The sequence below is a fragment of the Salmonella sp. FC25216 genome, assembly GCF_057751355.1.
Genome location: NZ_JBDGON010000007.1, coordinates 44,203 through 66,201, shown reverse-complemented (window position 1 = coordinate 66,201; position 21,999 = coordinate 44,203). Strand labels below are relative to the sequence as shown.

The 21,999-nt window shown below is 50.8% G+C and carries 22 protein-coding genes, 1 tRNA gene and 1 pseudogene; 12 read left to right on the top strand and 12 right to left on the bottom strand.

What is annotated here, in order from left to right; genetic code table 11:
• Positions 1 to 44 precede the first annotated feature (44 nt).
• The 4 genes from AC3G3F_RS15075 (at position 45) to AC3G3F_RS15060 (ending at position 3,971) form a co-directional block, all read left to right on the top strand.
• The gene (locus tag AC3G3F_RS15075) at positions 45 to 1,178 is read left to right on the top strand and encodes a porin (RefSeq protein ID WP_063390219.1); all 1,134 of its coding nucleotides are present in this window, start codon (positions 45 to 47) and stop codon (positions 1,176 to 1,178) included.
• A 257-nt stretch (positions 1,179 to 1,435) separates the two neighbouring features.
• Positions 1,436 to 2,266: a MetQ/NlpA family ABC transporter substrate-binding protein gene (locus AC3G3F_RS15070; RefSeq protein WP_023246729.1), complete on the top strand. Its 831-nt coding sequence runs from the start codon at positions 1,436 to 1,438 to the stop codon at positions 2,264 to 2,266.
• A gap of 36 nt (positions 2,267 to 2,302) precedes the next feature.
• Positions 2,303 to 3,319, top strand: a complete 1,017-nt coding sequence (sfbB, locus tag AC3G3F_RS15065) for a virulence-associated ABC transporter ATP-binding protein SfbB (RefSeq protein ID WP_053529255.1) — start codon at positions 2,303 to 2,305, stop codon at positions 3,317 to 3,319.
• Positions 3,312 to 3,971: a methionine ABC transporter permease gene (locus tag AC3G3F_RS15060; RefSeq protein ID WP_000342247.1), complete on the top strand. Its 660-nt coding sequence runs from the start codon at positions 3,312 to 3,314 to the stop codon at positions 3,969 to 3,971. Before sfbB ends, AC3G3F_RS15060 begins: the two co-directional genes overlap by 8 nt.
• A gap of 38 nt (positions 3,972 to 4,009) precedes the next feature.
• Here AC3G3F_RS15060 and mnmH read toward each other — a convergent pair whose 3' ends face one another.
• The 5 genes from mnmH to ppiB form a co-directional block, all read right to left on the bottom strand.
• On the bottom strand, positions 4,010 to 5,095 hold the full coding sequence (gene mnmH / locus AC3G3F_RS15055; protein WP_023246731.1) for a tRNA 2-selenouridine(34) synthase MnmH: 1,086 nt from the start codon (positions 5,093 to 5,095) through the stop codon (positions 4,010 to 4,012).
• 95 nt (positions 5,096 to 5,190) lie between these two features.
• Entirely contained in the window at positions 5,191 to 6,258 is a 1,068-nt protein-coding gene (purK, locus tag AC3G3F_RS15050; protein WP_053508502.1) for a 5-(carboxyamino)imidazole ribonucleotide synthase, read from the bottom strand.
• Positions 6,255 to 6,764 carry a 5-(carboxyamino)imidazole ribonucleotide mutase gene (gene purE, locus AC3G3F_RS15045; protein ID WP_488395260.1) on the bottom strand — a complete coding sequence of 170 codons (510 nt, stop codon included), beginning with the start codon at positions 6,762 to 6,764 and terminating at the stop codon, positions 6,255 to 6,257. The genes purK and purE overlap by 4 nt, the downstream gene beginning before the upstream one ends.
• 117 nt (positions 6,765 to 6,881) lie before the next feature.
• A complete protein-coding gene (gene lpxH, locus AC3G3F_RS15040; protein ID WP_023246734.1) occupies positions 6,882 to 7,604 on the bottom strand; it encodes a UDP-2,3-diacylglucosamine diphosphatase in 723 nt (240 codons plus the stop codon).
• 2 nt (positions 7,605 to 7,606) lie between these two features.
• Positions 7,607 to 8,101 (bottom strand): peptidylprolyl isomerase B, encoded by a 495-nt coding sequence (gene ppiB / locus AC3G3F_RS15035; protein ID WP_023246735.1) that lies wholly within the window; start codon positions 8,099 to 8,101, stop codon positions 7,607 to 7,609.
• A gap of 172 nt (positions 8,102 to 8,273) precedes the next feature.
• Between ppiB and cysS the strand changes: the two genes are divergently transcribed.
• The gene (cysS, locus tag AC3G3F_RS15030; protein WP_488395258.1) at positions 8,274 to 9,659 is read left to right on the top strand and encodes a cysteine--tRNA ligase; all 1,386 of its coding nucleotides are present in this window, start codon (positions 8,274 to 8,276) and stop codon (positions 9,657 to 9,659) included.
• Positions 9,660 to 9,768: 109 nt separating this feature from the next.
• On the opposite strand, the gene ybcJ is transcribed toward cysS, so the two are convergent.
• Positions 9,769 to 9,981 carry a ribosome-associated protein YbcJ gene (gene ybcJ, locus AC3G3F_RS15025; protein ID WP_000190276.1) on the bottom strand — a complete coding sequence of 71 codons (213 nt, stop codon included), beginning with the start codon at positions 9,979 to 9,981 and terminating at the stop codon, positions 9,769 to 9,771.
• A gap of 1 nt (position 9,982) precedes the next feature.
• Positions 9,983 to 10,849: a bifunctional methylenetetrahydrofolate dehydrogenase/methenyltetrahydrofolate cyclohydrolase FolD gene (folD, locus tag AC3G3F_RS15020; RefSeq protein ID WP_085347737.1), complete on the bottom strand. Its 867-nt coding sequence runs from the start codon at positions 10,847 to 10,849 to the stop codon at positions 9,983 to 9,985.
• A gap of 546 nt (positions 10,850 to 11,395) precedes the next feature.
• Between folD and fimA the strand changes: the two genes are divergently transcribed.
• The 6 genes from fimA (at position 11,396) to sfmF (ending at position 17,489) form a co-directional block, all read left to right on the top strand.
• A complete protein-coding gene (gene fimA / locus AC3G3F_RS15015; protein ID WP_023246738.1) occupies positions 11,396 to 11,953 on the top strand; it encodes a type 1 fimbrial protein subunit FimA in 558 nt (185 codons plus the stop codon).
• 73 nt (positions 11,954 to 12,026) lie between these two features.
• Positions 12,027 to 12,560, top strand: a complete 534-nt coding sequence (fimI, locus tag AC3G3F_RS15010; protein WP_023246739.1) for a type 1 fimbrial protein subunit FimI — start codon at positions 12,027 to 12,029, stop codon at positions 12,558 to 12,560.
• Between the two features lie 43 nt (positions 12,561 to 12,603).
• Entirely contained in the window at positions 12,604 to 13,296 is a 693-nt protein-coding gene (gene fimC / locus AC3G3F_RS15005) for a type 1 fimbria chaperone FimC (protein ID WP_023246740.1), read from the top strand.
• A 30-nt stretch (positions 13,297 to 13,326) separates the two neighbouring features.
• Positions 13,327 to 15,939 carry a fimbrial biogenesis usher protein gene (locus AC3G3F_RS15000; RefSeq protein WP_488395255.1) on the top strand — a complete coding sequence of 871 codons (2,613 nt, stop codon included), beginning with the start codon at positions 13,327 to 13,329 and terminating at the stop codon, positions 15,937 to 15,939.
• 13 nt (positions 15,940 to 15,952) lie between these two features.
• Entirely contained in the window at positions 15,953 to 16,960 is a 1,008-nt protein-coding gene (gene fimH / locus AC3G3F_RS14995; protein WP_023246742.1) for a type 1 fimbria D-mannose specific adhesin FimH, read from the top strand.
• Positions 16,961 to 16,970: 10 nt separating this feature from the next.
• A complete protein-coding gene (gene sfmF / locus AC3G3F_RS14990) occupies positions 16,971 to 17,489 on the top strand; it encodes a fimbria assembly protein (RefSeq protein ID WP_488395253.1) in 519 nt (172 codons plus the stop codon).
• Between the two features lie 45 nt (positions 17,490 to 17,534).
• Here the strand turns inward: sfmF and fimZ are convergent, their stop codons facing one another.
• The 4 genes from fimZ to fimW form a co-directional block, all read right to left on the bottom strand.
• Positions 17,535 to 18,167 carry a fimbria biosynthesis transcriptional regulator FimZ gene (gene fimZ / locus AC3G3F_RS14985; RefSeq protein ID WP_023246744.1) on the bottom strand — a complete coding sequence of 211 codons (633 nt, stop codon included), beginning with the start codon at positions 18,165 to 18,167 and terminating at the stop codon, positions 17,535 to 17,537.
• Positions 18,168 to 18,770: 603 nt separating this feature from the next.
• Complete coding sequence (fimY, locus tag AC3G3F_RS14980) at positions 18,771 to 19,493, bottom strand: fimbria biosynthesis regulator FimY (protein WP_053529259.1); 723 nt, start codon at positions 19,491 to 19,493, stop codon at positions 18,771 to 18,773.
• Positions 19,494 to 19,511: 18 nt separating this feature from the next.
• Positions 19,512 to 20,237 carry an EAL domain-containing protein gene (locus AC3G3F_RS14975; RefSeq protein WP_223555693.1) on the bottom strand — a complete coding sequence of 242 codons (726 nt, stop codon included), beginning with the start codon at positions 20,235 to 20,237 and terminating at the stop codon, positions 19,512 to 19,514.
• 164 nt (positions 20,238 to 20,401) lie between these two features.
• On the bottom strand, positions 20,402 to 20,998 hold the full coding sequence (gene fimW, locus AC3G3F_RS14970) for a fimbria biosynthesis transcriptional regulator FimW (RefSeq protein ID WP_053529260.1): 597 nt from the start codon (positions 20,996 to 20,998) through the stop codon (positions 20,402 to 20,404).
• A gap of 255 nt (positions 20,999 to 21,253) precedes the next feature.
• Here fimW and AC3G3F_RS14965 point away from each other — a divergent pair.
• Positions 21,254 to 21,330 (top strand) — tRNA-Arg (locus AC3G3F_RS14965).
• Between the two features lie 15 nt (positions 21,331 to 21,345).
• Here AC3G3F_RS14965 and AC3G3F_RS14960 read toward each other — a convergent pair.
• Positions 21,346 to 21,570: pseudogene (locus AC3G3F_RS14960) on the bottom strand (hypothetical protein); the annotation flags it as partial.
• Positions 21,571 to 21,999 lie beyond the last annotated feature (429 nt).

The following is a 21,999-nucleotide window of genomic DNA, read 5'->3' as shown; positions in this document are numbered from 1 at the left end:
GTCTGCTAAATGATTTGGATTGGCTATCTATCAAGGAAAATATAATGACAATTAAAATAACAGCGTTGGCGGCATCGATCGGCGCGGCAGTGGCTGTCATGCCTTTCGCCACTCAGGCGGAAATCACCGTTTTAAAACAAGATCCCCAGGCGGGTAATCCACTCAGCCGACTCAATTTCACCGTCGGCGGGAGTATTCGTCCACAGTTCCAGAATATGACCGGCAATGATGGCGCTAACGGCTATAAACGTAATGGTTTTGATGGCGGGACGCGTTTCCGCTTCGCTGCGGATTACTATCTGTTTGATGATATCAATTGGATTAGCTATTACGAGCTGGGCGTCAATATCCCTGCGGTATTTGACTGGGATAACCATTATGCGAAGGGCGCGACTGATACCACTCGCCGTATGCTGTATACCGGCTTCAAGAGCGCGACGTGGGGGACGCTGACCTTCGGTCAACAGAACAGCATTTATTACGATGTGGTGGGCGTAAAAACCGATATCTGGGATTACGACATGATAGGTCAGGCGCCGGGCAACGGGATTAACGGCGATTACGATGGTTCTTACCGTACACGTAAATCATTGAAGTATAAGAAAACCGTTGGCGACGTTGATCTCTACGCGTCTTATCTGTTCAGCGACGATTATAATGCCAATAACGGCCTGAATTACAAACGTAAAGGCGGCGGTTCTTTAGGCGCGGATTACCATCTTACCGACGATCTAACCTGGGGAACGGCATGGAACTATACCCGTGCGGAGATGCGCGGCGACGGCAATAAAACTTACGATCAAAATATTGTCGGTACCGCGTTAAGCTGGACGCCGGAAAACTGGACTATCGCCGCAGGCGGCGGCTGGTATCAGAACTTTATGACCACCAAAAAAGTGTCTGTGAATGATTACTTTGCCGGCGATGCGTGGGGTCTGGAATATTTTGTCGGTTACGCTTTCCCGATTGGTCAGTATGCTGTGAAAGCTATTCAACCGTACTTTATGGGCGACCGCATTGAATATGTGAATGGCCGCGACTATCTGCGTATCGATAACGGCGTGGGGATCACCTTCCAACTGGATTATGGTTTCCGCGTTGATTATGAACATGTTTTCACCTCCAGTACTGACAACCTGGGCGATATGAACCTGGTGCGTCTGCGTTACGATTTCTAAAGCGTTTTCCTGTGCCGGATGTTGGCATTAAGACGTCTTATCCGGCATTTTTCCTTTACGCTATTCCATCCTGACAAACGCCTGAGCGCCTGCCTCGCACATTCAACGACACACCTGGAAACATCATGAAATAATTTCAAGGACAGCAGGCTGTGATCTGTGTCATGTTAAGAAATAGCCTTTCGTTTGGGCCAAAACAGACGATGCCGCATGAACGGCGTCCAGCACAGCATCACACTATTTAAAATGGAGAAATTATGGGATTGCGTCAGAGTTTACGCATTGCGGCCAGCACACTATTACTGGCCTGCGGATTACAGTTTGCCCATGCTGATGGTTCCCCGCAAACGATCGTATTTGGCGTCGCGCCAGGTCCGTATGGCGACATGGTTAAGCAGGCGATTGCGCCGACATTAAAAGAAAAAGGGTATAAGGTCGTGGTGCGCGAGTTTAGCGACTATGTCCAGCCCAATATGGCGCTAGCTAACGGCAGCATCGACGCCAACCTCTTTCAACATACCCTCTATTTTGACAAATTTACCGCTGACAAAGGGCTGAAGCTCAGCAAACTTATTGTTGTACCGACAGCCGGGATGGGCTTCTATTCACGTAAAATCAAAAGCCTGAATGCGCTTAAAAAAGGGGACATTATTACCCTCTCCAACGATCCGACCAACCTGGCGCGCGGCCTTCGCTTCCTGCAATCGTTGGGGCTTATCACGATTAAGGACAGTATCGATCCGACTAAAGCCTCTGAACGAGATATCGCCAGCAATCCAAAAGGACTGGTTTTCAAACCGCTGGAAGCCGCACAGCTACCACGCACGCTGGATGGCGTGACCGGCGCGTTGGTTAACGGGAACTTTGCGGTGGCGGCAGGACTGGATCTCTCTGGCGCGATTAAGCAGGAACAACTGGATGAGAATCTGAAAAATATCATTGCGGTACGCAGTGAAGATGCCGATAAGCCGTTTGCCAAAGATATTGTCGAGGCGGTGAAATCGCCGGCTTATCGCGCGGTCATCGACGATCCAAAGAATATTTATAGCGCCTTCCAGAAACCGGAATGGATGACCGCGACACCCTGATCACAGCGGCGACCATCCCCAATCTCTGAGGTGAATATGATTGAAATAGAAAAAGTCTGCGTCGATTTTACCGCAGGCCGCGGCACCCCGACGCGCGCGGTGGATAATGTGAGCCTGCATATCGCCGCAGGCGAGATTTTTGGTATTGTCGGTACCAGCGGCGCAGGAAAAAGCACTCTGCTGCGTACCCTGAACGCCTTAACGCGTCCCAGTCAGGGGCGCGTCAACGTCAACGGCGTGGAGATTTCGGCGCTGGACGGAAAAGCGTTACGCCAGGCGCGGCAGCGTATTGGTATGATTTTCCAGCATTTTAACTTAATGCATACCCGGACAGTGGCGCAAAACGTTGCGTTTAGCCTGAAAGCGGCTGGCTGGGAGCGCAGCAAAATCGCGCCGCGGGTGGCGGAAATTTTAACGCTGGTGGGCCTGGCCGATAAAGCGGACCGTTTTCCGGTACAGCTCAGCGGCGGGCAAAAACAGCGGGTGGGGATAGCCCGCGCCATCGCTAACCACCCGGATGTTTTGCTGTGTGACGAACCGACTTCCGCTCTGGATCTGGAAACCTCCGCCACTATTCTGGCGCTGCTCAGACAGATCAATGCACAGCTCGGGATCACTATTGTGCTGATCACCCATGAAATGAACGTGATCAAATCTATTTGCGATCGCGTGGCGGTGATGTCGGGCGGTAAGGTTGTGGAGTCTGGCGAGGTGTTTGATGTGTTTGCCCACCCGCAACATGCTTTCACACAGCAGTTGGTGTCCCATACCCTTAATTTGACCCTGCCGGAACGTTTACGGGAACACCTGCCCGGGCAGTTGCTGAAAATTTTGTTTATCGGCGATTCGGCGGAGCAGCCGGTGCTGTCGGAGGTGGCGATCAAGTTTGGTGTCGCGGTCAATATCCTGCATGGCAAGATTGAGTATATCGGCGAACGCGCGTTGGGCATTCTGATGGTGCAATTAACCGCGCCGCATAATCCAACGGCGGTGGCGGCCGCCGTGGAGCATATCCGTCAACGTACCGCACAGGTGGAGGTGATCCGTGGATGATTTACTGCCGGATTTAACGCTGGCGTTCAATGAAACTTTCCAGATGTTGAGTATTTCAACGGTACTGGCGATTCTTGGCGGCCTACCACTCGGTTTTCTGATTTTTGTCACCGATCGTCATTTGTTCTGGCAGAACCGTTTTATTTATCTCGTTGCCTCGGTTCTGGTGAATATTATCCGCTCGGTGCCATTTGTTATTTTACTGGTGCTGTTACTGCCGCTAACGCAGCTTTTGCTGGGCAATACGATAGGCCCGATTGCGGCCTCCGTCCCGCTGTCGGTGGCCGCAATAGCGTTTTATGCGCGCCTGGTAGATAGCGCGCTCCGTGAAGTCGATAAAGGGATTATTGAGGCGGCACTGGCATTCGGTGCCAGTCCGATGCGTATTATCTGTACCGTGCTGTTACCGGAAGCCAGCGCAGGGTTACTGCGCGGCCTGACGATTACACTGGTGAGCTTAATCGGCTACTCGGCGATGGCCGGGATTGTCGGCGGCGGCGGGGTAGGCGACCTGGCGATTCGCTATGGCTACTACCGTTACGAAACCGAAGTGATGGTCGTTACCGTAGTGGCGTTGATTGTGCTGGTTCAGGTCGTTCAGATGCTGGGCGACTGGCTGGCGAAACGTGCCGACAAGCGCGACAGACACTAAGCCGGATCAATGTAGCGTCATCCGGCAATAAAAATAAGCTATTGCGCTTTTAGCCAGTCGGCAGCCTCTTGCCATGTGCCGCGAAAAACGATATTCGCGGCTTTTTTCTCCAGTTGATAGCGATACATTGGGTCGTAATATTCATTCAGTAGCGGAACCAACCATGCCATATGTCCGTCTGTGCTGCCGCTGGATAATTGATCCGCCAGCGCCATATCCAGCGTGTTCGTCAGTTCAACAAAGCGTTGCAGCCCCAGACGGCGGCGAATAGCGAAAAGTCCGTGGCGCAGGTACTCGCTGTACGCCTGCCAGCCACGTTCATCGCCGTAGGCGCGGGTGAAATCGTGATGCATACGGATGAAATATTCTTCACGCAGTCGTTCCAGACGAAGCGCAAATGGATCTTCCACTACCGCAATGGGTGCCTGCGCCATTCTTTCGCGTAAACACTCAGGCAGATGGTTGGCGCCGATCGTTCGCCCTTCATCTTCCAGTACCCACCTTTTTAGCGCCTGACGCGCGTTAATTTTCAGCAATTCAACGGCAAGTTTGTTTTCAAAGCTGGCCTGGCTGAGTTGTGGTTTCAGCGTGCGGCCAAAAGAGGAGCCGCGATGATGCGCGAGGCCTTCCAGATCGACACCGTTGGGCTGTTGTCGCACCAGTTGCGTTTTGCCGCTGCCAGTACAGCCGCCAATTAAGAGAATAGGTTTTTGCACCAGTTGCCAGGTCGTCTGAATTGCCGTCTGGCGCAGCGCCTTATAGCCGCCTTCAATAAGCGGGCAGTCAATCCCTGTTTCTTGTAGCCAACGTTGTACGATATGCGACCGCTGACCGCCGCGCGCGCAACACAGATATCCGTTGGGGAAACGTCGATATGCGGCTTTCCAGGTTTCAAGCCGCTGCTGGCGAATGTCGCCGCAAACCAGCCGATGCCCCAGCGCTAACGCTGCATCCGCGCCCTGACGTTTGTAGCAGGTGCCGACGGCGGCTCGCTCATCATCCATCATCAATGGCAGGTTGATAGCGCCTGGCATGGCGCCCTGTTGAAACTCAACCGGCGCACGTACATCAATTAAAGGCGTATCGGCAAGAAGGAGCGCGCGATAATCCGTTCCATCGTTCATGTGTAATCCCGAAAAACAAAACAGCAATAGCGAGATTTTACGCGCTGAGGGAGGAGCCGGGAAAGGGGAAGATCATTCTCCCGGCATTTTATGTGTTATTTAAGCTTACTTTGCGCCCAGATAATGCCGCTGGCGTATTCTGGCGGCAGGAGCGGAGAGAGCGCTTCCAGGGTGGCGCTAAGACGTGACGTATCGCTGTCGGTCAGATTCAGATGGCCGACTTTTCGCCCCGGACGTACCGCTTTATCATACCAGTGCAGATGTATCAGCGGCAGCTTCAGCCAGTCGTAATTCAGCTCGCTGCCGATCAGATTGATCATCACCGACGGGGCGTTAATCACCGGCGCGGGCAACGGCAGGCCGGTAATCGCGCGCAGATGCAATTCAAACTGACTGATGCTGGCGCCATTTTGCGTCCAGTGTCCGCTGTTATGCACGCGCGGCGCCAGTTCATTAATTAACAGGCCTTCCGGCGTGATGAAACACTCCATCGCCATTACGCCGACGTAGTTCAGCGCCTGCATAATTGCTGACAACATCGATTCCGCCTGCTCCTGCTGTTCGGCGTTCGCCTGTGGGAACGCGACGCTGGTCCGCAAGATACCGTCCTGATGCAAATTGTGCGTCAGCGGGTAAAACACGGTGCTGCCGTCGTGAGCACGCGCGCCAACTAACGACACTTCGCCGGAAAAACGGATGCCGCGCTCAACAATACATTCGCCATAGCAGTCATCCGGTAGTTGCCCGGTTTCGTCCGCGTGTAGACGCCACTGCCCGCGGCCGTCGTAGCCGCCAACGCGACGCTTAACAATCGCCAGTTCGCCCAGTTTATTGAACAGACCAGACCATTGGCCTTTATCCGTCAACCGTTCCCAGGGGGCGGTCGCCAGTCCCAGTTTATCGAAAAGCTGTTTTTGTGTCAGACGGTCGGCGATGATCGGAAATACATCGCGATTGACAAATGCCGGGTGGCGCGCCAGCTCACGGGTAAGCGCGGTTTCCGGCCAGCGCTCAATCTCTGCGGTAATGACGCTCTGCTGTACCGGAACGGCGGTAGGCTCTGCATCCAGGCCAACCGGCCAGACGGCGATACCCAGCGGTTCGCCCGCCTGGCGCAGCATTCGGCCCAGTTGTCCGTTGCCGAGAACGCAAACTTGCTTCATAGCGTCCCCCGCGGATCGGGATTTTTCAGAACTTCATCGGTTTGCGCTTTGCGCCAGTCGCTCAGGCGCTGATGCAGCTCACTATCATGCGTAGCCAAAATTTGCGCTGCCAGCAGCGCGGCGTTCGCCGCCCCGGCTTTGCCGATCGCCAGTGTACCCACCGGAATGCCGCGCGGCATCTGCACAATGGAGTAAAGGCTATCCACGCCGCTTAGCGCAGCGCTTTGTACCGGCACGCCGAGTACCGGTATCAGCGTTTTTGCCGCAATCATTCCCGGCAGGTGCGCCGCGCCGCCCGCGCCGGCAATAATCACTTGATACCCGTTGTCTTCCGCCGTTTCGGCGAAGCTGAACAGTTTATCGGGGGTTCGATGGGCGGAAACCACTTCTACATGGTGCGGAACATCCAGAATTTCAAAAATTTCGGCGGCGAATTGCATGGTAGCCCAGTCGCTTTTGGACCCCATCACGATGGCGACACGCGCCGGATTATTGCGGGAAGACATGCGTCTTAAAACTCCTGTGGTGCGGGACACGCTGCTTTTGAGGTGTCAGAGAATAGCATGATAATCGGGCAAGGAAAACGGTTGCGTGCGCGCCGTAACGGACGATTCGACGAATATTTACAAGGGGAAGGCGATTAACTCAACATTGTCCGGCGTGACTTTTACCATTGAACCTTCATGGTGCCATGCACCTAACACCACGCGGAACGCGGGCTGGCCGTTGGCGGAAAGTTCATGCACTGCCGGGCGGTGGGTGTGACCGTGAATCAGCCACTGTACGCGGTGTTTCTCCATTTCGGCGACGACGGCCTGCGAATTGACGTCCATAATATCCAGCGATTTGCTGCTGTTGGCGGCTTTACTGCCGGCGCGCATTCTGGCGGCGATACGGCGGCGGATAAACAGCGGCAGGGTAAGGAACAGTCGTTGAACCCACGGATTATGGACTTTGGCGCGAAACGCCTGATAACTGGCATCATCGGTACAGAGCGTATCGCCGTGCATGATCAACACGTTGCGGCCATACAGGTCGAGGACCTTTTCCTGCGGCAGTAGCGTCATGCCGCTTTCGCGGGCAAACCGCTTGCCAATCAGGAAGTCGCGATTACCATGAATAAAGAAGCAGGGAACGCCAAAATCCACCACCGCTTTGATGGCGGCGGCTATCTCTCGATGTAACGGATTAGGGGAGTCATCGCCAATCCAGGCCTCGAAGAGATCGCCAAGAATATACAGCGCGTCGGCCTGACGGGCTTCCGCGGCTAAAAAACGCAGAAAACCGGCGACGATCGCCGGTTCTTCCGTTTGCAGATGTAGATCGGCAATAAACAGTGTCGCCACGATTACTCGCTGACGGTCACGTTTTCAATGATGACGTCTTCTTTTGGTACGTCCTGGTGCATACCGCTACGGCCAGTGGCGATGCCTTTGATTTTATCTACCACGTCCATACCCTCTACGACTTCCGCAAAGACGCAGTAGCCCCAGCCTTGCAGACTTTCGCCGGAGAAGTTCAGGAAGTCGTTGTCTGCCACGTTGATGAAGAACTGCGCGGTAGCGGAGTGTGGCGCCTGAGTACGCGCCATTGCCAGCGTACCACGGGTATTTTTCAGACCGTTGTTGGCTTCGTTTTTGATCGCTTCTTTGGTGGCTTTCTGTTTCATGCCCGGCTCAAAGCCGCCGCCCTGAATCATAAAACCGTTAATCACACGGTGGAAAATGGTGTTGTTGTAAAAACCTTCGCGGCAATAGTCCAGGAAGTTTTTAACTGTTTCAGGCGCTTTATCGTCAAAGGTTTTGATTACGATATCGCCGTGATTAGTGTGGAAAGTAACCATTTTTGCATCCTGTTCCAATAGAGTGGTGCTTTAGCCCGCAATGGGGCCCATATAGGGGCTTGTTATAGCATAACCGTAAGCTGCGATCACCTTGCAAAGTGTGCTGCTTCGATTACGAATAATATGTATGATACGGAGATTATTACCCACACACGTCTATACGGAATCTTCGATGTTAAAAATTTTTAATACACTGACGCGCCAAAAAGAGGAATTCAAACCCATTCATGCCGGGGAAGTCGGCATGTACGTGTGTGGTATCACCGTTTACGATCTCTGCCACATTGGCCACGGGCGCACGTTTGTCGCTTTTGACATTGTCGCGCGTTATTTGCGTTTTCTCGGCTATAAGCTGAAGTATGTGCGTAACATTACCGATATCGACGATAAAATCATTAAGCGCGCCAATGAAAATGGCGAAAGTTTTGTCGCGCTGGTCGACAGAATGATTGCGGAAATGCATCAGGACTTCGACGCGCTGAATATTCTGCGTCCGGACAGCGAGCCGCGTGCGACGCACCATATTCAGGAAATTATCGAGATCACCCGAACTTTAATCGAGAAAGGGCACGCCTATGTGGCGGATAACGGCGATGTAATGTTTGATGTACCGACCGATCCGACTTATGGGCAGCTTTCTCGTCAGGATCTTGAGCAGCTTCAGGCGGGCGCGCGCGTGGATGTGGTTGACGTGAAGCGTAACCCGATGGACTTCGTGCTGTGGAAGATGTCGAAAGAGGGCGAGCCGAGCTGGCCGTCGCCGTGGGGCGAAGGGCGTCCGGGCTGGCACATTGAATGTTCGGCGATGAACTGCAAGCAACTGGGCAACCATTTTGATATTCACGGCGGCGGTTCCGATCTGATGTTCCCGCACCATGAAAACGAGATTGCCCAGTCTACCTGCGCGCATGATGGTGAATACGTCAACTACTGGATGCACTCCGGCATGGTGATGGTGGATCGCGAGAAAATGTCCAAATCGCTGGGCAACTTCTTTACCGTGCGCGACGTGCTGAAATACTACGATGCGGAAACCGTGCGCTACTTCCTGATGTCCGGGCATTACCGTAGCCAACTGAACTACAGCGAAGAGAACCTCAAGCAGGCGCGCGCCTCGCTGGAGCGGTTATACACTGCGTTGCGCGGAACGGATAAATCAGCGGCCCCGGCGGGCGGCGAGGCGTTCGAAGCGCGTTTCGTGCAGGCAATGAATGACGATTTCAATACGCCGGAAGCCTACTCCGTCCTGTTTGATATGGCGCGTGAAGTCAACCGTCTCAAGGGTGAAGATATGACCGCTGCGAATGCGATGGCGTCTCATCTGCGGAAGATTTCCGGCGTGCTGGGACTGCTGGAACAGGAGCCGGATGTTTTCCTGCAAAGCGGCGCGCAGGCGGATGACGATGAAGTAGCGGAAATTGAAGCCTTGATTCAACAGCGTCTGGATGCCCGTAAAGCGAAAGACTGGGCGGCGGCGGACGCGGCGCGCGATCATCTCACTGAAATGGGCATTATTCTGGAAGATGGCCCGCAGGGTACCACCTGGCGACGTAAGTAATTGCCGTATTGCCGGATAGCGACGCAAGGCGTCTTATCCGGCCTACCGTTCATCGTATCGTAGACCGGATAAAGCGTTAGTCGCCATCTGGCGCATTCACCGCCGCAACTCAGGCGGTGACTTTTACACTTTGGCCTTCAAAGCTAACGGTTTGCCCGGCGACAATTTTGCAGCGTTTACGCGTTTCAACCGCACCATCAACCTTAACCAACCCGTCGGCAATAGCGATTTTTGCCTGCGCGCCGCTTTCGCTCCAGCCTTCCAGCTTGAGCAGATCGCACAGTTCAACGTGCGGGTGCTTGCCTAAAGAGAATGTCGCCATGTTATTTTCCTTGTGGATCGTGATATTCAATGCACGCCTGCAGCGTGTTTTCGATAAGCGTGGCGACCGTCATCGGGCCGACGCCGCCCGGAACTGGCGTGATGTATGACGCGCGCGCCGCGGCTTCTTCAAACACGACATCGCCAACGACTTTGCCATTTTCCAGACGGTTAATACCGACATCAATCACAATCGCGCCTTCTTTAATCCATTCGCCGGGAATAAAGCCCGGTTTACCTACGGCGACAATGAGCAAATCAGCATGCTCGACATGATGACGCAGATCTCTGGTAAAGCGGTGCGTGACGGTAGTCGTACAGCCAGCCAGCAGCAGCTCCATGCTCATCGGGCGTCCAACGATATTGGATGCGCCAATGACCACCGCATTCAGGCCGTAGGTATCAATGTCGTAACGCTCAAGCAGGGTCACAATACCGCGGGGCGTACAGGGACGCAGGCGCGGTGCTCGCTGGCACAGACGACCGACGTTATAAGGATGAAAACCGTCTACGTCTTTATCTGGCGCGATACGCTCCAGCACTTTAACGTTGTCGATACCTGCCGGTAAAGGCAACTGCACCAGAATACCGTCGATCGTGTTATCTGCATTCAGAGTATCGATAAGTGCCAGCAGTTCGGCTTCGCTGGTGGTTTCCGGCAGGTCATAGGAGCGGGAGACGAACCCCACTTCGTCGCACGCTTTGCGTTTGCTTGCCACATAAATCTGTGAGGCTGGGTTGCTGCCGACCAGCACCACAGCCAGGCCGGGAGCGCGAAGACCTGCTGCGACGCGTGCCTGAACTTTTTGAGCAACCTCAGATCGCACCTGCTGCGCAATCGTTTTACCGTCAATAATCTTTGCTGCCATCAGAGAGAGGATTCCATCTGTTACTTCAAGTCAAAGGGGATAGCGCTATTTTGTCAGAAGCGAGCCTCGCTGTCAGTTAACGTTTGTGTTTCCGATGCGAATACGACGTCTATCTCCTCCGTTGACGACGGTGATACGTGACCCGTGGGTGCGCCACGATTAACCAAAAAGAAACAATTTATCACCCTGTTCATGGTTAACGTTATCCCTCGTCGTTAATAGCACCAGACGGCATAACGCAATATTTTATACAAAATAAGATTAGACCCTTCTTATATCCTAATAAGAATTAGCTTAGGTCATTAAAAGAGTTTGCGGCTATTTTTTATTTATCGAAATGTTTAATTTATTACCGTGACAAAATGTCATATTCGCAGAAATTAATTATTGCATCTGATACTCAGGGGAGAAACAGAAAGCTAATTAATTTGCGATATCTATCTTTACAGGATGAAGAGATAACTTTTCTGACATGCTATGTCGATAATAATTCAAACGGAGCCGACAGGATGCCAGAACCGGGTGTGTGTAATTCAAGGGAAATCCATGAAACATAAATTAATGACTTCTACCATTGCGAGTCTGATGTTTGTCGCTGGCGCAGCGGTTGCGGCTGATCCTACTCCAGTGAGCGTGAGCGGCGGTACTATTCATTTCGAAGGTAAACTGGTTAATGCCGCCTGTGCCGTTAGCACTAAATCCGCCGATCAAACGGTGACTCTGGGGCAATACCGTACCGCCAGCTTTACGGCGATTGGCGATACGACCGCACAGGTACCTTTCACCATCGTCCTGAATGACTGCGATCCGAAAGTGGCGGCCACCGCTGCCGTTGCCTTCTCTGGTCAGACAGATAACACCAACAATAATTTGCTGGCTGTCTCCTCTGCGGACAATAGCACCACCGCGACCGGCGTTGGGATTGAGATTCTTGATAATACCTCCTCACCGTTGAAGCCGGACGGCGCGACTTTCTCGGCGAAGCAGTCGTTGGTTGAAGGTACCAATACGCTGCGTTTTACCGCACGCTATAAGGCAACTGCCGCCGACACGACGCCAGGCCAGGCTAATGCCGATGCCACCTTTATCATGAAATACGAATAATCCCGTCAGGAGACGCCAGGGAAGGAAGGCGCCTCAATGGAAGAGGCTATCGGGGATAAAAGAGAACATACAGATGATAAGGAAAGGCGCGGCGCTAGTGGGGCTTATTTTGATGTCGCCCGTCATTGCGCAGCCGGTAATTGTGGAGAGCGGGCATGTTCACCTGCGCGGACAACTGGTCAATGGCGGCTGCGCTGTCGCCACTGAAAGCCAGGATTTGCGCGTATTGATGGGACAGTACCGTACGAATACGTTTACCGGTCCTGGCAGCTTCGCTCCCGTCAGCGTTCCATTTTCGTTACGGTTAATCTCCTGTAGCGCGGAGGTCTGGCGTCATGTCGGCATTGCGTTTGCCGGCGTTACGCCTGCGGAAGATCCCCATGTTTTTCTGGCCAGTGGCGAAGGTATCGGTAATGCCGGAATCGGCCTGGCGTTATTTGATGACCAGCAGCGACAAATCATACCTAACACGTTACCGCTTCATTACGCGCCCATTTTAACGCAAGAAATGACTTTGCATTTTACCGCCCGCTATCGGGCAATTTCAGAAAATATGACGCCGGGACGAATTCATTCAGAAGTGTGGTTTACACTAGTTTACCCGTGATTTTTCTTGCCGACGTGACTCAATGCAAAAGGTATTTTTTACCATGCTGAATAGTATAAAATTAGGGTTTATTGTTCTTCTCACGCTATTTACCTCACTGAACGTACAGGCGGCGGGGGGGATTGCATTAGGCGCCACGCGCGTTATTTATCCCTCGGCGGCGAAACAGACTTCTCTGGCAATCAGTAATAGCGATACTAAAGAACGTTACCTCGTCAATTCATGGATCGAAAATAGCGCCGGGCAGAAAGAAAAAACGTTTATCGTTACACCGCCTTTATTCGTCAGCGAACCAAAAAGCGAAAACACGCTGCGTATTATCTACGCCGGGCAACCGCTACCCGTGGATCGGGAGTCGTTATTCTGGATGAACGTGAAAGCCATCCCGTCGGTAGATAAAAGTCATATCGAAGGAAAAAACGTTCTGCAACTGGCGATTCTGTCGCGCATTAAACTGTTCGTGCGTCCGGCGAATTTGCCGCAGACGCCGGAGGACGCGCCGACCTTGCTGAAATTTTCCCGTGTCGGCAACCATCTCAAGATAACCAACCCATCTGCTTATTACCTCACTCTGGTCAATATCAGCATGGGTGCGAAAAAGATCGATAACGTGATGATCGCGCCAAAAAGCGACGTGCAAATTCCCTTACCGGCTGGCGCGCAGGGCAGCGTGACATTTCAGACCGTCAATGATTACGGCGCATTGACGACGGCGACAACGGCCAGTCTCGGTTAAGCAGGATGCGTGAAGCCACACGAGAAAACGATGAAGAAGACAACCTGGTTTGCAGGACGATTTCCTGGCTATGTGTCACCGTTAAGCGGCGTAGCGCTGTCGGTACTGGCGACGCTGTATCCGCTGACGAGCCGCGGCGAAAGTTATTTCAACCCTGCGTTTTTGTCGGCGGATACCGCGTCCGTGGCGGATTTATCTCGCTTTGAAAAAGGTAATCATCAGCCGCCCGGTATCTACCGGGTAGATATCTGGCGTAACGACGAATTCGTAGCGACGCAGGATATTCGTTTTGAGGCTGGCACAGTGGGTACCGGCGATAAATCCGGTGGCCTGATGCCTTGTTTTACACCGGAGTGGATTAAACGGCTGGGCGTAAATACCGCGGCGTTTTCGGTCTCAGATAAAGGCGTCGATACCACGTGTATTCACCTTCCTGAGAAAATTCCGGGCGCGGAGATCGCGTTCGATTTCGCGTCGATGCGCTTAAATATTAGCTTGCCGCAGGCGTCAATGCTCAACAGCGCGCGTGGATATATCCCGCCGGAGGAGTGGGATGAAGGGATACCCGCCGCACTCATTAATTACAGTTTTACCGGTAGCCGCGGAACAGACAGCGATAGCTATTTTTTGAGTCTGCTGAGCGGTTTGAACTATGGCCCCTGGCGGCTGCGTAATAACGGAGCCTGGAACTATTCGAAAGGGGATGGCTATCATTCGCAACGCTGGAACAACATTGGCACCTGGGTACAGCGCGCCATCATTCCGCTGAAAAGCGAGCTGGTCATGGGGGACAGCAATACCGGGAACGATGTTTTCGACAGCGTCGGCTTTCGCGGAGCGCGTCTGTACTCTGCTGACAATATGTATCCCGATAGCCTACAGGGCTATGCGCCCACGGTCAGAGGGATCGCCCGGACGGCGGCAAAGCTGACAATACGACAGAACGGATATGTTATCTACCAAAGCTATGTGTCGCCGGGCGCGTTTGCGATTACCGATCTCAATCCCACCTCTTCCAGTGGCGACCTTGAGGTGACGGTAGATGAAAAAGACGGTAGCCAACAACGTTACACGGTGCCTTACTCTACCGTTCCGCTATTGCAGCGTGAGGGAAGGGTGAAGTATGACCTGGTGGCCGGGGATTTTCGCAGCGGCAATAGTCAGCAGTCTTCGCCATTCTTTTTCCAGGGAACGGTGATTGCCGGCCTGCCTGCGGGAATGACGGTTTACGGCGGTACGCAACTTGCCGATCGTTACCGCGCCGTGGTGGTCGGGGCGGGGAGAAATTTGGGCGACTGGGGCGCCGTGTCGATCGATATCACACATGCGCATAGCCAACTGGCAGATGACAGTACCCATCAGGGGCAATCGCTGCGTTTTCTGTACGCCAAATCGCTGAATAACTACGGGACTAATTTTCAATTGCTGGGCTACCGCTATTCCACGCGCGGATTTTATACCCTGGATGATGTGGCATACCGCAGTATGGAAGGGTACGACTACGAATACGATAGCGACGGACGCCGCCACAAAGTGCCGGTGGCGCAGAGCTACCACAATCTTAGTTACAGCAAAAAAGGCCGCTTTCAGGTCAATATTTCGCAAAACTTGGGTGATTACGGGTCACTGTATCTTTCCGGCAGTCAACAAAATTACTGGAATACGGCGGATACCAATACCTGGTATCAGTTAGGATACGCCAGTGGGTGGCAAGGCATGAGTTATTCGCTGTCATGGTCGTGGAACGAGTCGGTGGGGATCTCTGGCGCCGATCGCATTCTGGCATTCAATATGTCCGTTCCGTTTAGCGTTCTGACCGGACGGCGCTATGCGCGCGACACTATTCTCGATCGTACTTATGTTACGTTTAACGCCAACCGCAACCGCGACGGCGACAATAGCTGGCAGACCGGCGTGGGCGGCACGCTTCTGGAAGGACGTAATCTGAGCTACAGCGTGACGCAGGGGCGTAGCAGTACCAATGGTTATAGCGGCAGCGCCAGCGCTAACTGGCAGGCGACGTATGGCACGCTGGGCGTAGGATATAACTACGATCGCGATCAGCATGACTATAACTGGCAACTTTCCGGCGGTGTGGTCGGTCATGCGGATGGTATGACGTTTAGCCAACCGTTGGGCGATACCAATGTCTTGATTAAAGCGCCGGGAGCGAAAGGCGTGCGCATCGAAAACCAGACCGGCGTGAAAACGGACTGGCGGGGCTATGCGGTAATGCCCTACGCCACGGTATATCGCTATAACCGCGTCGCGTTAGATACCAACACGATGGATAACCATACCGATGTCGAGAATAACGTCAGCAGCGTGGTGCCGACTGAGGGCGCGCTGGTGCGGACCGCTTTTGATACGCGGATAGGCGTAAGGGCAATCATTACCGCGAGGCTTGGCGGCCGTCCGTTACCGTTTGGCGCGATAGTACGAGAAACCGCCAGTGGCATTACCAGTATGGTCGGCGATGACGGGCAAATTTATCTGAGCGGCTTACCGCTAAAAGGTGAACTGTTCATCCAGTGGGGAGAGGGGAAAAACGCGCGTTGTATCGCCCCCTACGCCCTGGCGGAGAATAGCCTGAAGCAGGCGATTACGCTAGCCAGCGCGACCTGTATCCGTCCGTCGTCATAAAGGAAAAATAGAGATGAAAATATACTCAGCGCTATTGCTGGCGGGGACTGCGCTCTTTTTCACCCATCCCGCGCTGGCGACGGTTTGCCGCAATTCAAACGGGACGGCGACCGATATCTTTTACGACCTGTCAGATGTTTTCACCAGCGGCAATAATCAGCCGGGACAGGTGGTTACGCTGCCGGAAAAATCAGGTTGGGTCGGCGTAAACGCGACGTGCCCGGCCGGGACAACAGTGAATTATACCTACCGAAGCTATGTATCAGAATTACCGGTAAAAAGCACCGAGGGAAATTTTAAATACCTCAAGCTGAATGACTACCTTCTGGGCGCGATGAGCATCACCGATAGTGTCGCTGGTGTATTTTATCCGCCCCGTAACTATATTCGCATGGGGGTCGACTCTAATGTGTCGCAGCAAAGGCCGTTCGGCGTGCAGGACTCAAAGCTGGTTTTTAAATTAAAAGTGATACGGCCTTTTATTAATATGGTGACAATCCCTCGCCAGACGATGTTTAGTGTCTATGTGACGACCTCTACCGGCGACGCGTTGAGCACGCCAGTGTATACCATTAGCTACAGCGGTAGAGTGGAAGTACCGCAAAACTGTGAAGTGAATGCCGGACAGGTAGTGGAGTTTGATTTCGGCGATATTGGCGCGTCGTTATTTAGTCAGGCGGGGACGGGTAATCGTCCGCAAGGCGTCACGCCGCAAACGAAAACCATTGCCATCAAATGTACCAACGTCGCGGCGCAGGCCTATTTATCGATGCGGCTTGAAGCCGAAAAGGCCTCAGGGCAGGCGATGGTGTCCGATAATCCGGATTTAGGCTTTGTGGTTGCTAATAGCAACGGCACGCCGCTTATCCCCAATAATTTGTCGAGTAAAATTCCGTTTCGTCTTGATGATAACGCCGTCGCTCGCGTAAGTATCCGCGCCTGGCCAGTCAGCGTGACGGGGAATAAACCGACCGAAGGGCCGTTTACTGCGCGCGGCTATCTACGAGTCGATTATGATTAAAGGAGGCGTTATGATCCTTCGGCGCGTTTTCGTCGCTATCGGTTGTGTTTTATTCAGCCCGCTGAGTCAGGCCAATTCATCTCTGGGCGAAGTGAATATTGAACTGCGCGGTAACGTGGTGGATTTTACCTGCGCCGTGATTGGGGGCGACAGTAACAAGTCGGTTAACCTCGGCACCTGGCCGACAAAACAGCTTCACGCTGCCGGTGACGTCACGCAACCGGTAGCATTTAGCCTAAAACTTGAAGGCTGCCCGCCGGGTTCTGCGTCTATAACGTTTTCCGGGACGCCAGCGCCCGACACTGCATTATTGGCGCTTGCTGATACGGCAATGGCGCAAAAACTGGCGATTGAAATTCGCGATGGCGATCAACGTCGATTGCCACTTGAACAGGCCAGCAAGGCCGTCGATATTGACAATAACGGCAATGCTACCCTGAAATTCTATGCGAACTATATCGCCTTAGCAGATGGCGTACAGCCCGGTCTTGCTAATGCGGATGCGACCTTCATGATCAATTACAATTAATGTACACTGTTGTGGCTCCCGAACGATAATTCGCCGGGAGTATGTTTACAATAATTCGTGTGATTTGGCGTAATCGATAAGCTCAACGATAGAGTGAAGGCCAAGTTTAGAAAATATATTGGCCTTATGCGCACTGATAGTCTTATTACTTAATAAAAGTTGCTCGGCAATTTCTTTGTTAGACATTCCGTTTGCCAGATAACGTAGCACGGTAACTTCGCGGTTAGAAAGTGGCATATCATGGTGCCCGCCTTTGAGCGTACGGGTACTGCTGATGAAATTAAGCGTCTCAGATGGAAAAAAAGAATATCCGGATAAAATCATTTTTACCGCATTATAAATATCATTGAGATCTTTGCGCTTACTCACAAAACCGTTTGCGCCCGCTCTTATTGCTCTTCCAGCATAAAAAGCCTCTGATTTTGACGATAAAAAAAGTATCCGGGTATTTTCCTGGATAGATTTGATTCGTTTAAGTAAGGTAAACCCGTCGGTACCCGGTAATTCAATATCCAGAATGACAAGGTCGACAGGATAAGTGCGCAGATACTCTATCGCTGTTCGGCTATCATCCGTTTTCAGGACAACCTGAATATTACTATTTTTTCCGAGTAAAACTTCGATCGACATTCTTACAATAGGGTGTTCGTCCATAATGATAACAGATGCAGGTTTCATTGATGTATGCCTCAGACTGTTATGCGTCCTTCGTTTTAGAATAAGCGTCAGACACCTTGAAGGTTGTTAAATAGCCAGATCTACACGCCACACAGTGGAGCAATATTAAAGAATGAGACCTCCCTGTTGACTGGCTATTTTGCGTAAGAGCAATAAATATGAGGAATATCCATTTCGCACCAATAAAAAAGAAATTTCTGATTAAGTAAAAACAATATGGATTATACCTGGTCTGATTTCTCGGAAAAGTCTTGCAAAATGCGAATTATGGATGACGGGTAGGATGTTCTGTTGTGTTATATAGAATCCGCGCATTATAGAATTATTTTCTTTGGAATTAATATTAGCAAGATTAATTCATTATTTTTAAGCATAAAAATAATATAAAAAACTAATTGTTTAGTGTTTGTTATGTAACAAAAGAAAGATGTTTACGCTGAAAACCTCAAGAAACGAGGAGGGACAGGGGATGGCGTAGGGAGAGAATCTTTATCGCTTACCAGGACGAGTTGCAAATATTAATTTTATGTGAAACATTTACATTTCATGGATGTGAAAATAAGTAATTTCTTAAAAAATCTTATTCACCAGAAAGTTAGTTCGTTAAAAAATGTCGGGGAAAGTAACGTTTAGCTGCTGCATTAGCCGAAGAAAGCTTTGCCTGTGGGGAAGGTTAAGGAGGGTGATCAGTTGTTTAAGCCGGTAAACCACACGATGATAAGGTACGCTTTGCTGACGTGCTATTTCTTTTAAAGAGACGCCTTGCGCTAAAGTTTCAATCATCAACCAGTCAGTGTGGCTAAAGCTTTCCGATAAGCGAGGTTCGGCAGTTGATAACAAGGCTTCGCGTAACGAGGCCAGATTTTGTCGTCGCGACAGGACAAAAAAACGCCCAGCCATACGGATAAACTGTGCTATAGCGGGGGTCTTATCTGATACCAGCAGGTAAATCTGTATATCGCTTTGTTGCCAACTGAGCGCACGTAGCTGCTTAAGCGCCTCAACACAGGAGATGGGTAGCGCCTCCATATCTACAATCAGTTGTCTGAGCGAACCCTCTTCGATCCACAAAGAAATGTCGTCTAATGAGCGGAAAGCTGCGGTGCGCTTGCCGGAAAATAAGTAGCGACTCAGCGAATATCCCAGGTAGCTGTCAGTTGTAATGATTGCCTGGGAAATGATACCAACCGGCAAGGCATAATTGAGCTGTTGGTTCAGTAACTCAAGGCAATCAAATATCTGTGGCGTTGGAGAGTGATAACGGCAGGCGCAGTCTTTGGCATTTCTTGAACGGCGGTGTCTTTCCCTGCGTGGTACGCTGCGCATCCTGCTTTTTCCATTGCTTTAATATATATCTGGTAATATTGCTGGCCATAAATAACCTTGTCCCATCGTTGCACCAGCGTAAAAAGCAATGCTTCGTTGCTCTGATGTTTCAATGCCTTCCATCAGCATATCGGCTGCGATCTTATATCCAATGAGAATAGCCTGGCGCATTTTTTGCGGATCAGATACAAGGTTCCAGAATGTTTTTTTATCGAATTTAACTCCGCTTAACCGCCAGTTTTCGTTAGAAAAGGTAGCAAACATTTTTTCATTGATATCATCCACCCAAACGGGCAGCCCGCTGGTTTCAGGTTGTTGAATTTTTTCATAGAGGCGAAACTGCTGACCTGTACTTAAGGTGTAAAAAGCGCCAGAGTCTTGCTGTTCAATAGTGAGATTTGATGAATGCGAGCGTACTTTTAAAAGTAATACATCAATATTTAACAATACCTTCACCGGTAACTTCAGAAGATATCTACTATTTTGAGGGAAGAAAGGTAGAGTGTCTATTTGTTGGAAAAAGTGATTATGTAACGCCTGTTGACTGAACTGCTGAAAAAAAGCTTTACTATCACTTCCCGACGGAAGTTGAGTCAGGACCTCATAGCCGATTAATTGTGCAGTTGAGAGATGAACGATAGGCTCAAATTTTAACAACCCGTTGCTGTGATATGAATGACGTATTGGCGAAGACGTCGGACTCGGGGTATTTATCCTTTCCTTTAATAAAGTATCCTGTGCCACCAAACACTCCTTCAGGCATTTAAGATGCAGCCATATATTTTCGACCCATGAATCTGGCAGGGTATTATGTGCATCATTGTGGCAGTGTTAAAAAAATGCCTGTAGGTATCGTTACTTAATTATTGATGAGATATTTCGCAAGCCTTGTAAAAAATTAAGTGAGTTTACTTACTGAGTAAGAAATGAAGATTAACTCTAATATACTTTAAAAACTGCTGCTCTGTTTTAACATGTAATTTTCGCATAATGCTCCGTCGGAGTAACCTGGTCTGTTCTTCAGAGAGTGAAAGTAAAGCGGCCGTTTCGCTTAAATGATAACCACTGGCGATCAGTTTTAACAGATGACGTTCTGTTACTGAAAAATGACGAGTCGTGCAGTAGTGGCAAATGGTAGAAGGGACGCTATGTCGAAGCGCTCGCTTATGCAAAATTAATATCATCTTTCGGGTGATTTCTTCAATATCATCTTCCCGGTAAATATGCGGCAGCATATACAGACATGGCCTGAACATGAGCTTTTCTTTATCGGATTCATTACAAATAATCACCCGTAACTGATGTTGGGTATGCATGGGTATCTGGTAACAACCTGCGCTGAACCAATCATCGTCCAGTGCCAGAAAAGCGATATCGGCATTATCTATCTCTTCTGGTGGCAGAAAGTAAATTTTCTGCTGCCATTGATTCGCCAGACGCGTCATGATGATTTTCAAACCATGCTCAAAGTGACTGTTTTGTTCCTTAATCGCGATACTCAGCATAAAAAAATATCCTAAACGGCAGGTGAATCATGGTAAAATATTAAAGAAACTTATTGATTTTCTAAATACTGGCGGCCTTAATTCCCACTTTATGCGTGCTGAGTTGTGTCCAGGCGATTTCCTGGAACCTGCCGTGGCGCCAGAAAAGACGATATTCGTACACTTAGTCAGCAACCGGAACAAAAGCCATTGACTCAGGAGTGCCTGACCGTATAATTCTCGCGTTTCGTCTACACGAAGTCTTCACTTCACAAGGCGCCCTTAGCTCAGTTGGATAGAGCAACGGCCTTCTAAGCCGTGGGTCGCAGGTTCGAATCCTGCAGGGCGTGCCATTATATTTCAGCAAGTTACCTATTTTCTGCAAGTTCCTTATTTTCCTGGTGGGACATATTTTGGACATCATCACTGAAAATTGAGTCAATTTGCCTCGTATGTTCAGTTAAATGGTTCGGTGCAAGGTGAGCATATTCCCGGGCAAACAACATCAGACAGCACTGATGAGGTACGGAACCGTCGGCCACAATCTTCTCAACTTCCTTCCCTCCAGTATCCTGGGAGTTTGATGATGGAACGGTGATGTGATGGGGCATATATGGGACATACAAAGCTTTGCATCGGCTGCAAGGCTTTGCATGTTTTTCGAAGATGGGACGTGTGAGCGCAGTGTTGATGGGATAAGTTGTTGTTAGCTAAAGTCGTTCCAGGAACGTCTAAGCCGTGGGTCGTAGGTTCGAATCCTGCGGGGCGCGCCATTTAAAATCAAATAATCATCTCAATAATCTTTACTAATAAAACAACCTGACAGTGCAAACAATAGGGTAAGTTTTAAATTTGCGAGTCACCCACGGCATAAATCGCCGATCCTGGCAGTGCCAAAAATATCTTCAGTCTATGAGTAACAATTAGAAAACCTCGTAGTAAAGCGCCAGAAGTGGAGGGAGTATTAAAGAAAGATCACAGTACGGGGAAAAGATTCAAAAAATCCCCCGACAAAATTGTCG

Coding starts and splice junctions, on each gene's coding strand:
- AC3G3F_RS15075 (WP_063390219.1), top strand. CDS start 45: ATGACAATTAAAATAACAGCGTTGGCGGCATCGATCGGCGCGGCAGTG.
- AC3G3F_RS15070 (WP_023246729.1), top strand. CDS start 1,436: ATGGGATTGCGTCAGAGTTTACGCATTGCGGCCAGCACACTATTACTG.
- sfbB (WP_053529255.1), top strand. CDS start 2,303: ATGATTGAAATAGAAAAAGTCTGCGTCGATTTTACCGCAGGCCGCGGC.
- mnmH (WP_023246731.1), bottom strand. CDS start 5,095: ATGAACGATGGAACGGATTATCGCGCGCTCCTTCTTGCCGATACGCCT.
- purK (WP_053508502.1), bottom strand. CDS start 6,258: ATGAAGCAAGTTTGCGTTCTCGGCAACGGACAACTGGGCCGAATGCTG.
- purE (WP_488395260.1), bottom strand. CDS start 6,764: ATGTCTTCCCGCAATAATCCGGCGCGTGTCGCCATCGTGATGGGGTCC.
- ppiB (WP_023246735.1), bottom strand. CDS start 8,101: ATGGTTACTTTCCACACTAATCACGGCGATATCGTAATCAAAACCTTT.
- cysS (WP_488395258.1), top strand. CDS start 8,274: ATGTTAAAAATTTTTAATACACTGACGCGCCAAAAAGAGGAATTCAAA.
- ybcJ (WP_000190276.1), bottom strand. CDS start 9,981: ATGGCGACATTCTCTTTAGGCAAGCACCCGCACGTTGAACTGTGCGAT.
- folD (WP_085347737.1), bottom strand. CDS start 10,849: ATGGCAGCAAAGATTATTGACGGTAAAACGATTGCGCAGCAGGTGCGA.
- fimA (WP_023246738.1), top strand. CDS start 11,396: ATGAAACATAAATTAATGACTTCTACCATTGCGAGTCTGATGTTTGTC.
- fimI (WP_023246739.1), top strand. CDS start 12,027: ATGATAAGGAAAGGCGCGGCGCTAGTGGGGCTTATTTTGATGTCGCCC.
- fimC (WP_023246740.1), top strand. CDS start 12,604: ATGCTGAATAGTATAAAATTAGGGTTTATTGTTCTTCTCACGCTATTT.
- AC3G3F_RS15000 (WP_488395255.1), top strand. CDS start 13,327: ATGAAGAAGACAACCTGGTTTGCAGGACGATTTCCTGGCTATGTGTCA.
- fimH (WP_023246742.1), top strand. CDS start 15,953: ATGAAAATATACTCAGCGCTATTGCTGGCGGGGACTGCGCTCTTTTTC.
- sfmF (WP_488395253.1), top strand. CDS start 16,971: ATGATCCTTCGGCGCGTTTTCGTCGCTATCGGTTGTGTTTTATTCAGC.
- fimZ (WP_023246744.1), bottom strand. CDS start 18,167: ATGAAACCTGCATCTGTTATCATTATGGACGAACACCCTATTGTAAGA.
- fimY (WP_053529259.1), bottom strand. CDS start 19,493: ATGCGCAGCGTACCACGCAGGGAAAGACACCGCCGTTCAAGAAATGCC.
- fimW (WP_053529260.1), bottom strand. CDS start 20,998: ATGCTGAGTATCGCGATTAAGGAACAAAACAGTCACTTTGAGCATGGT.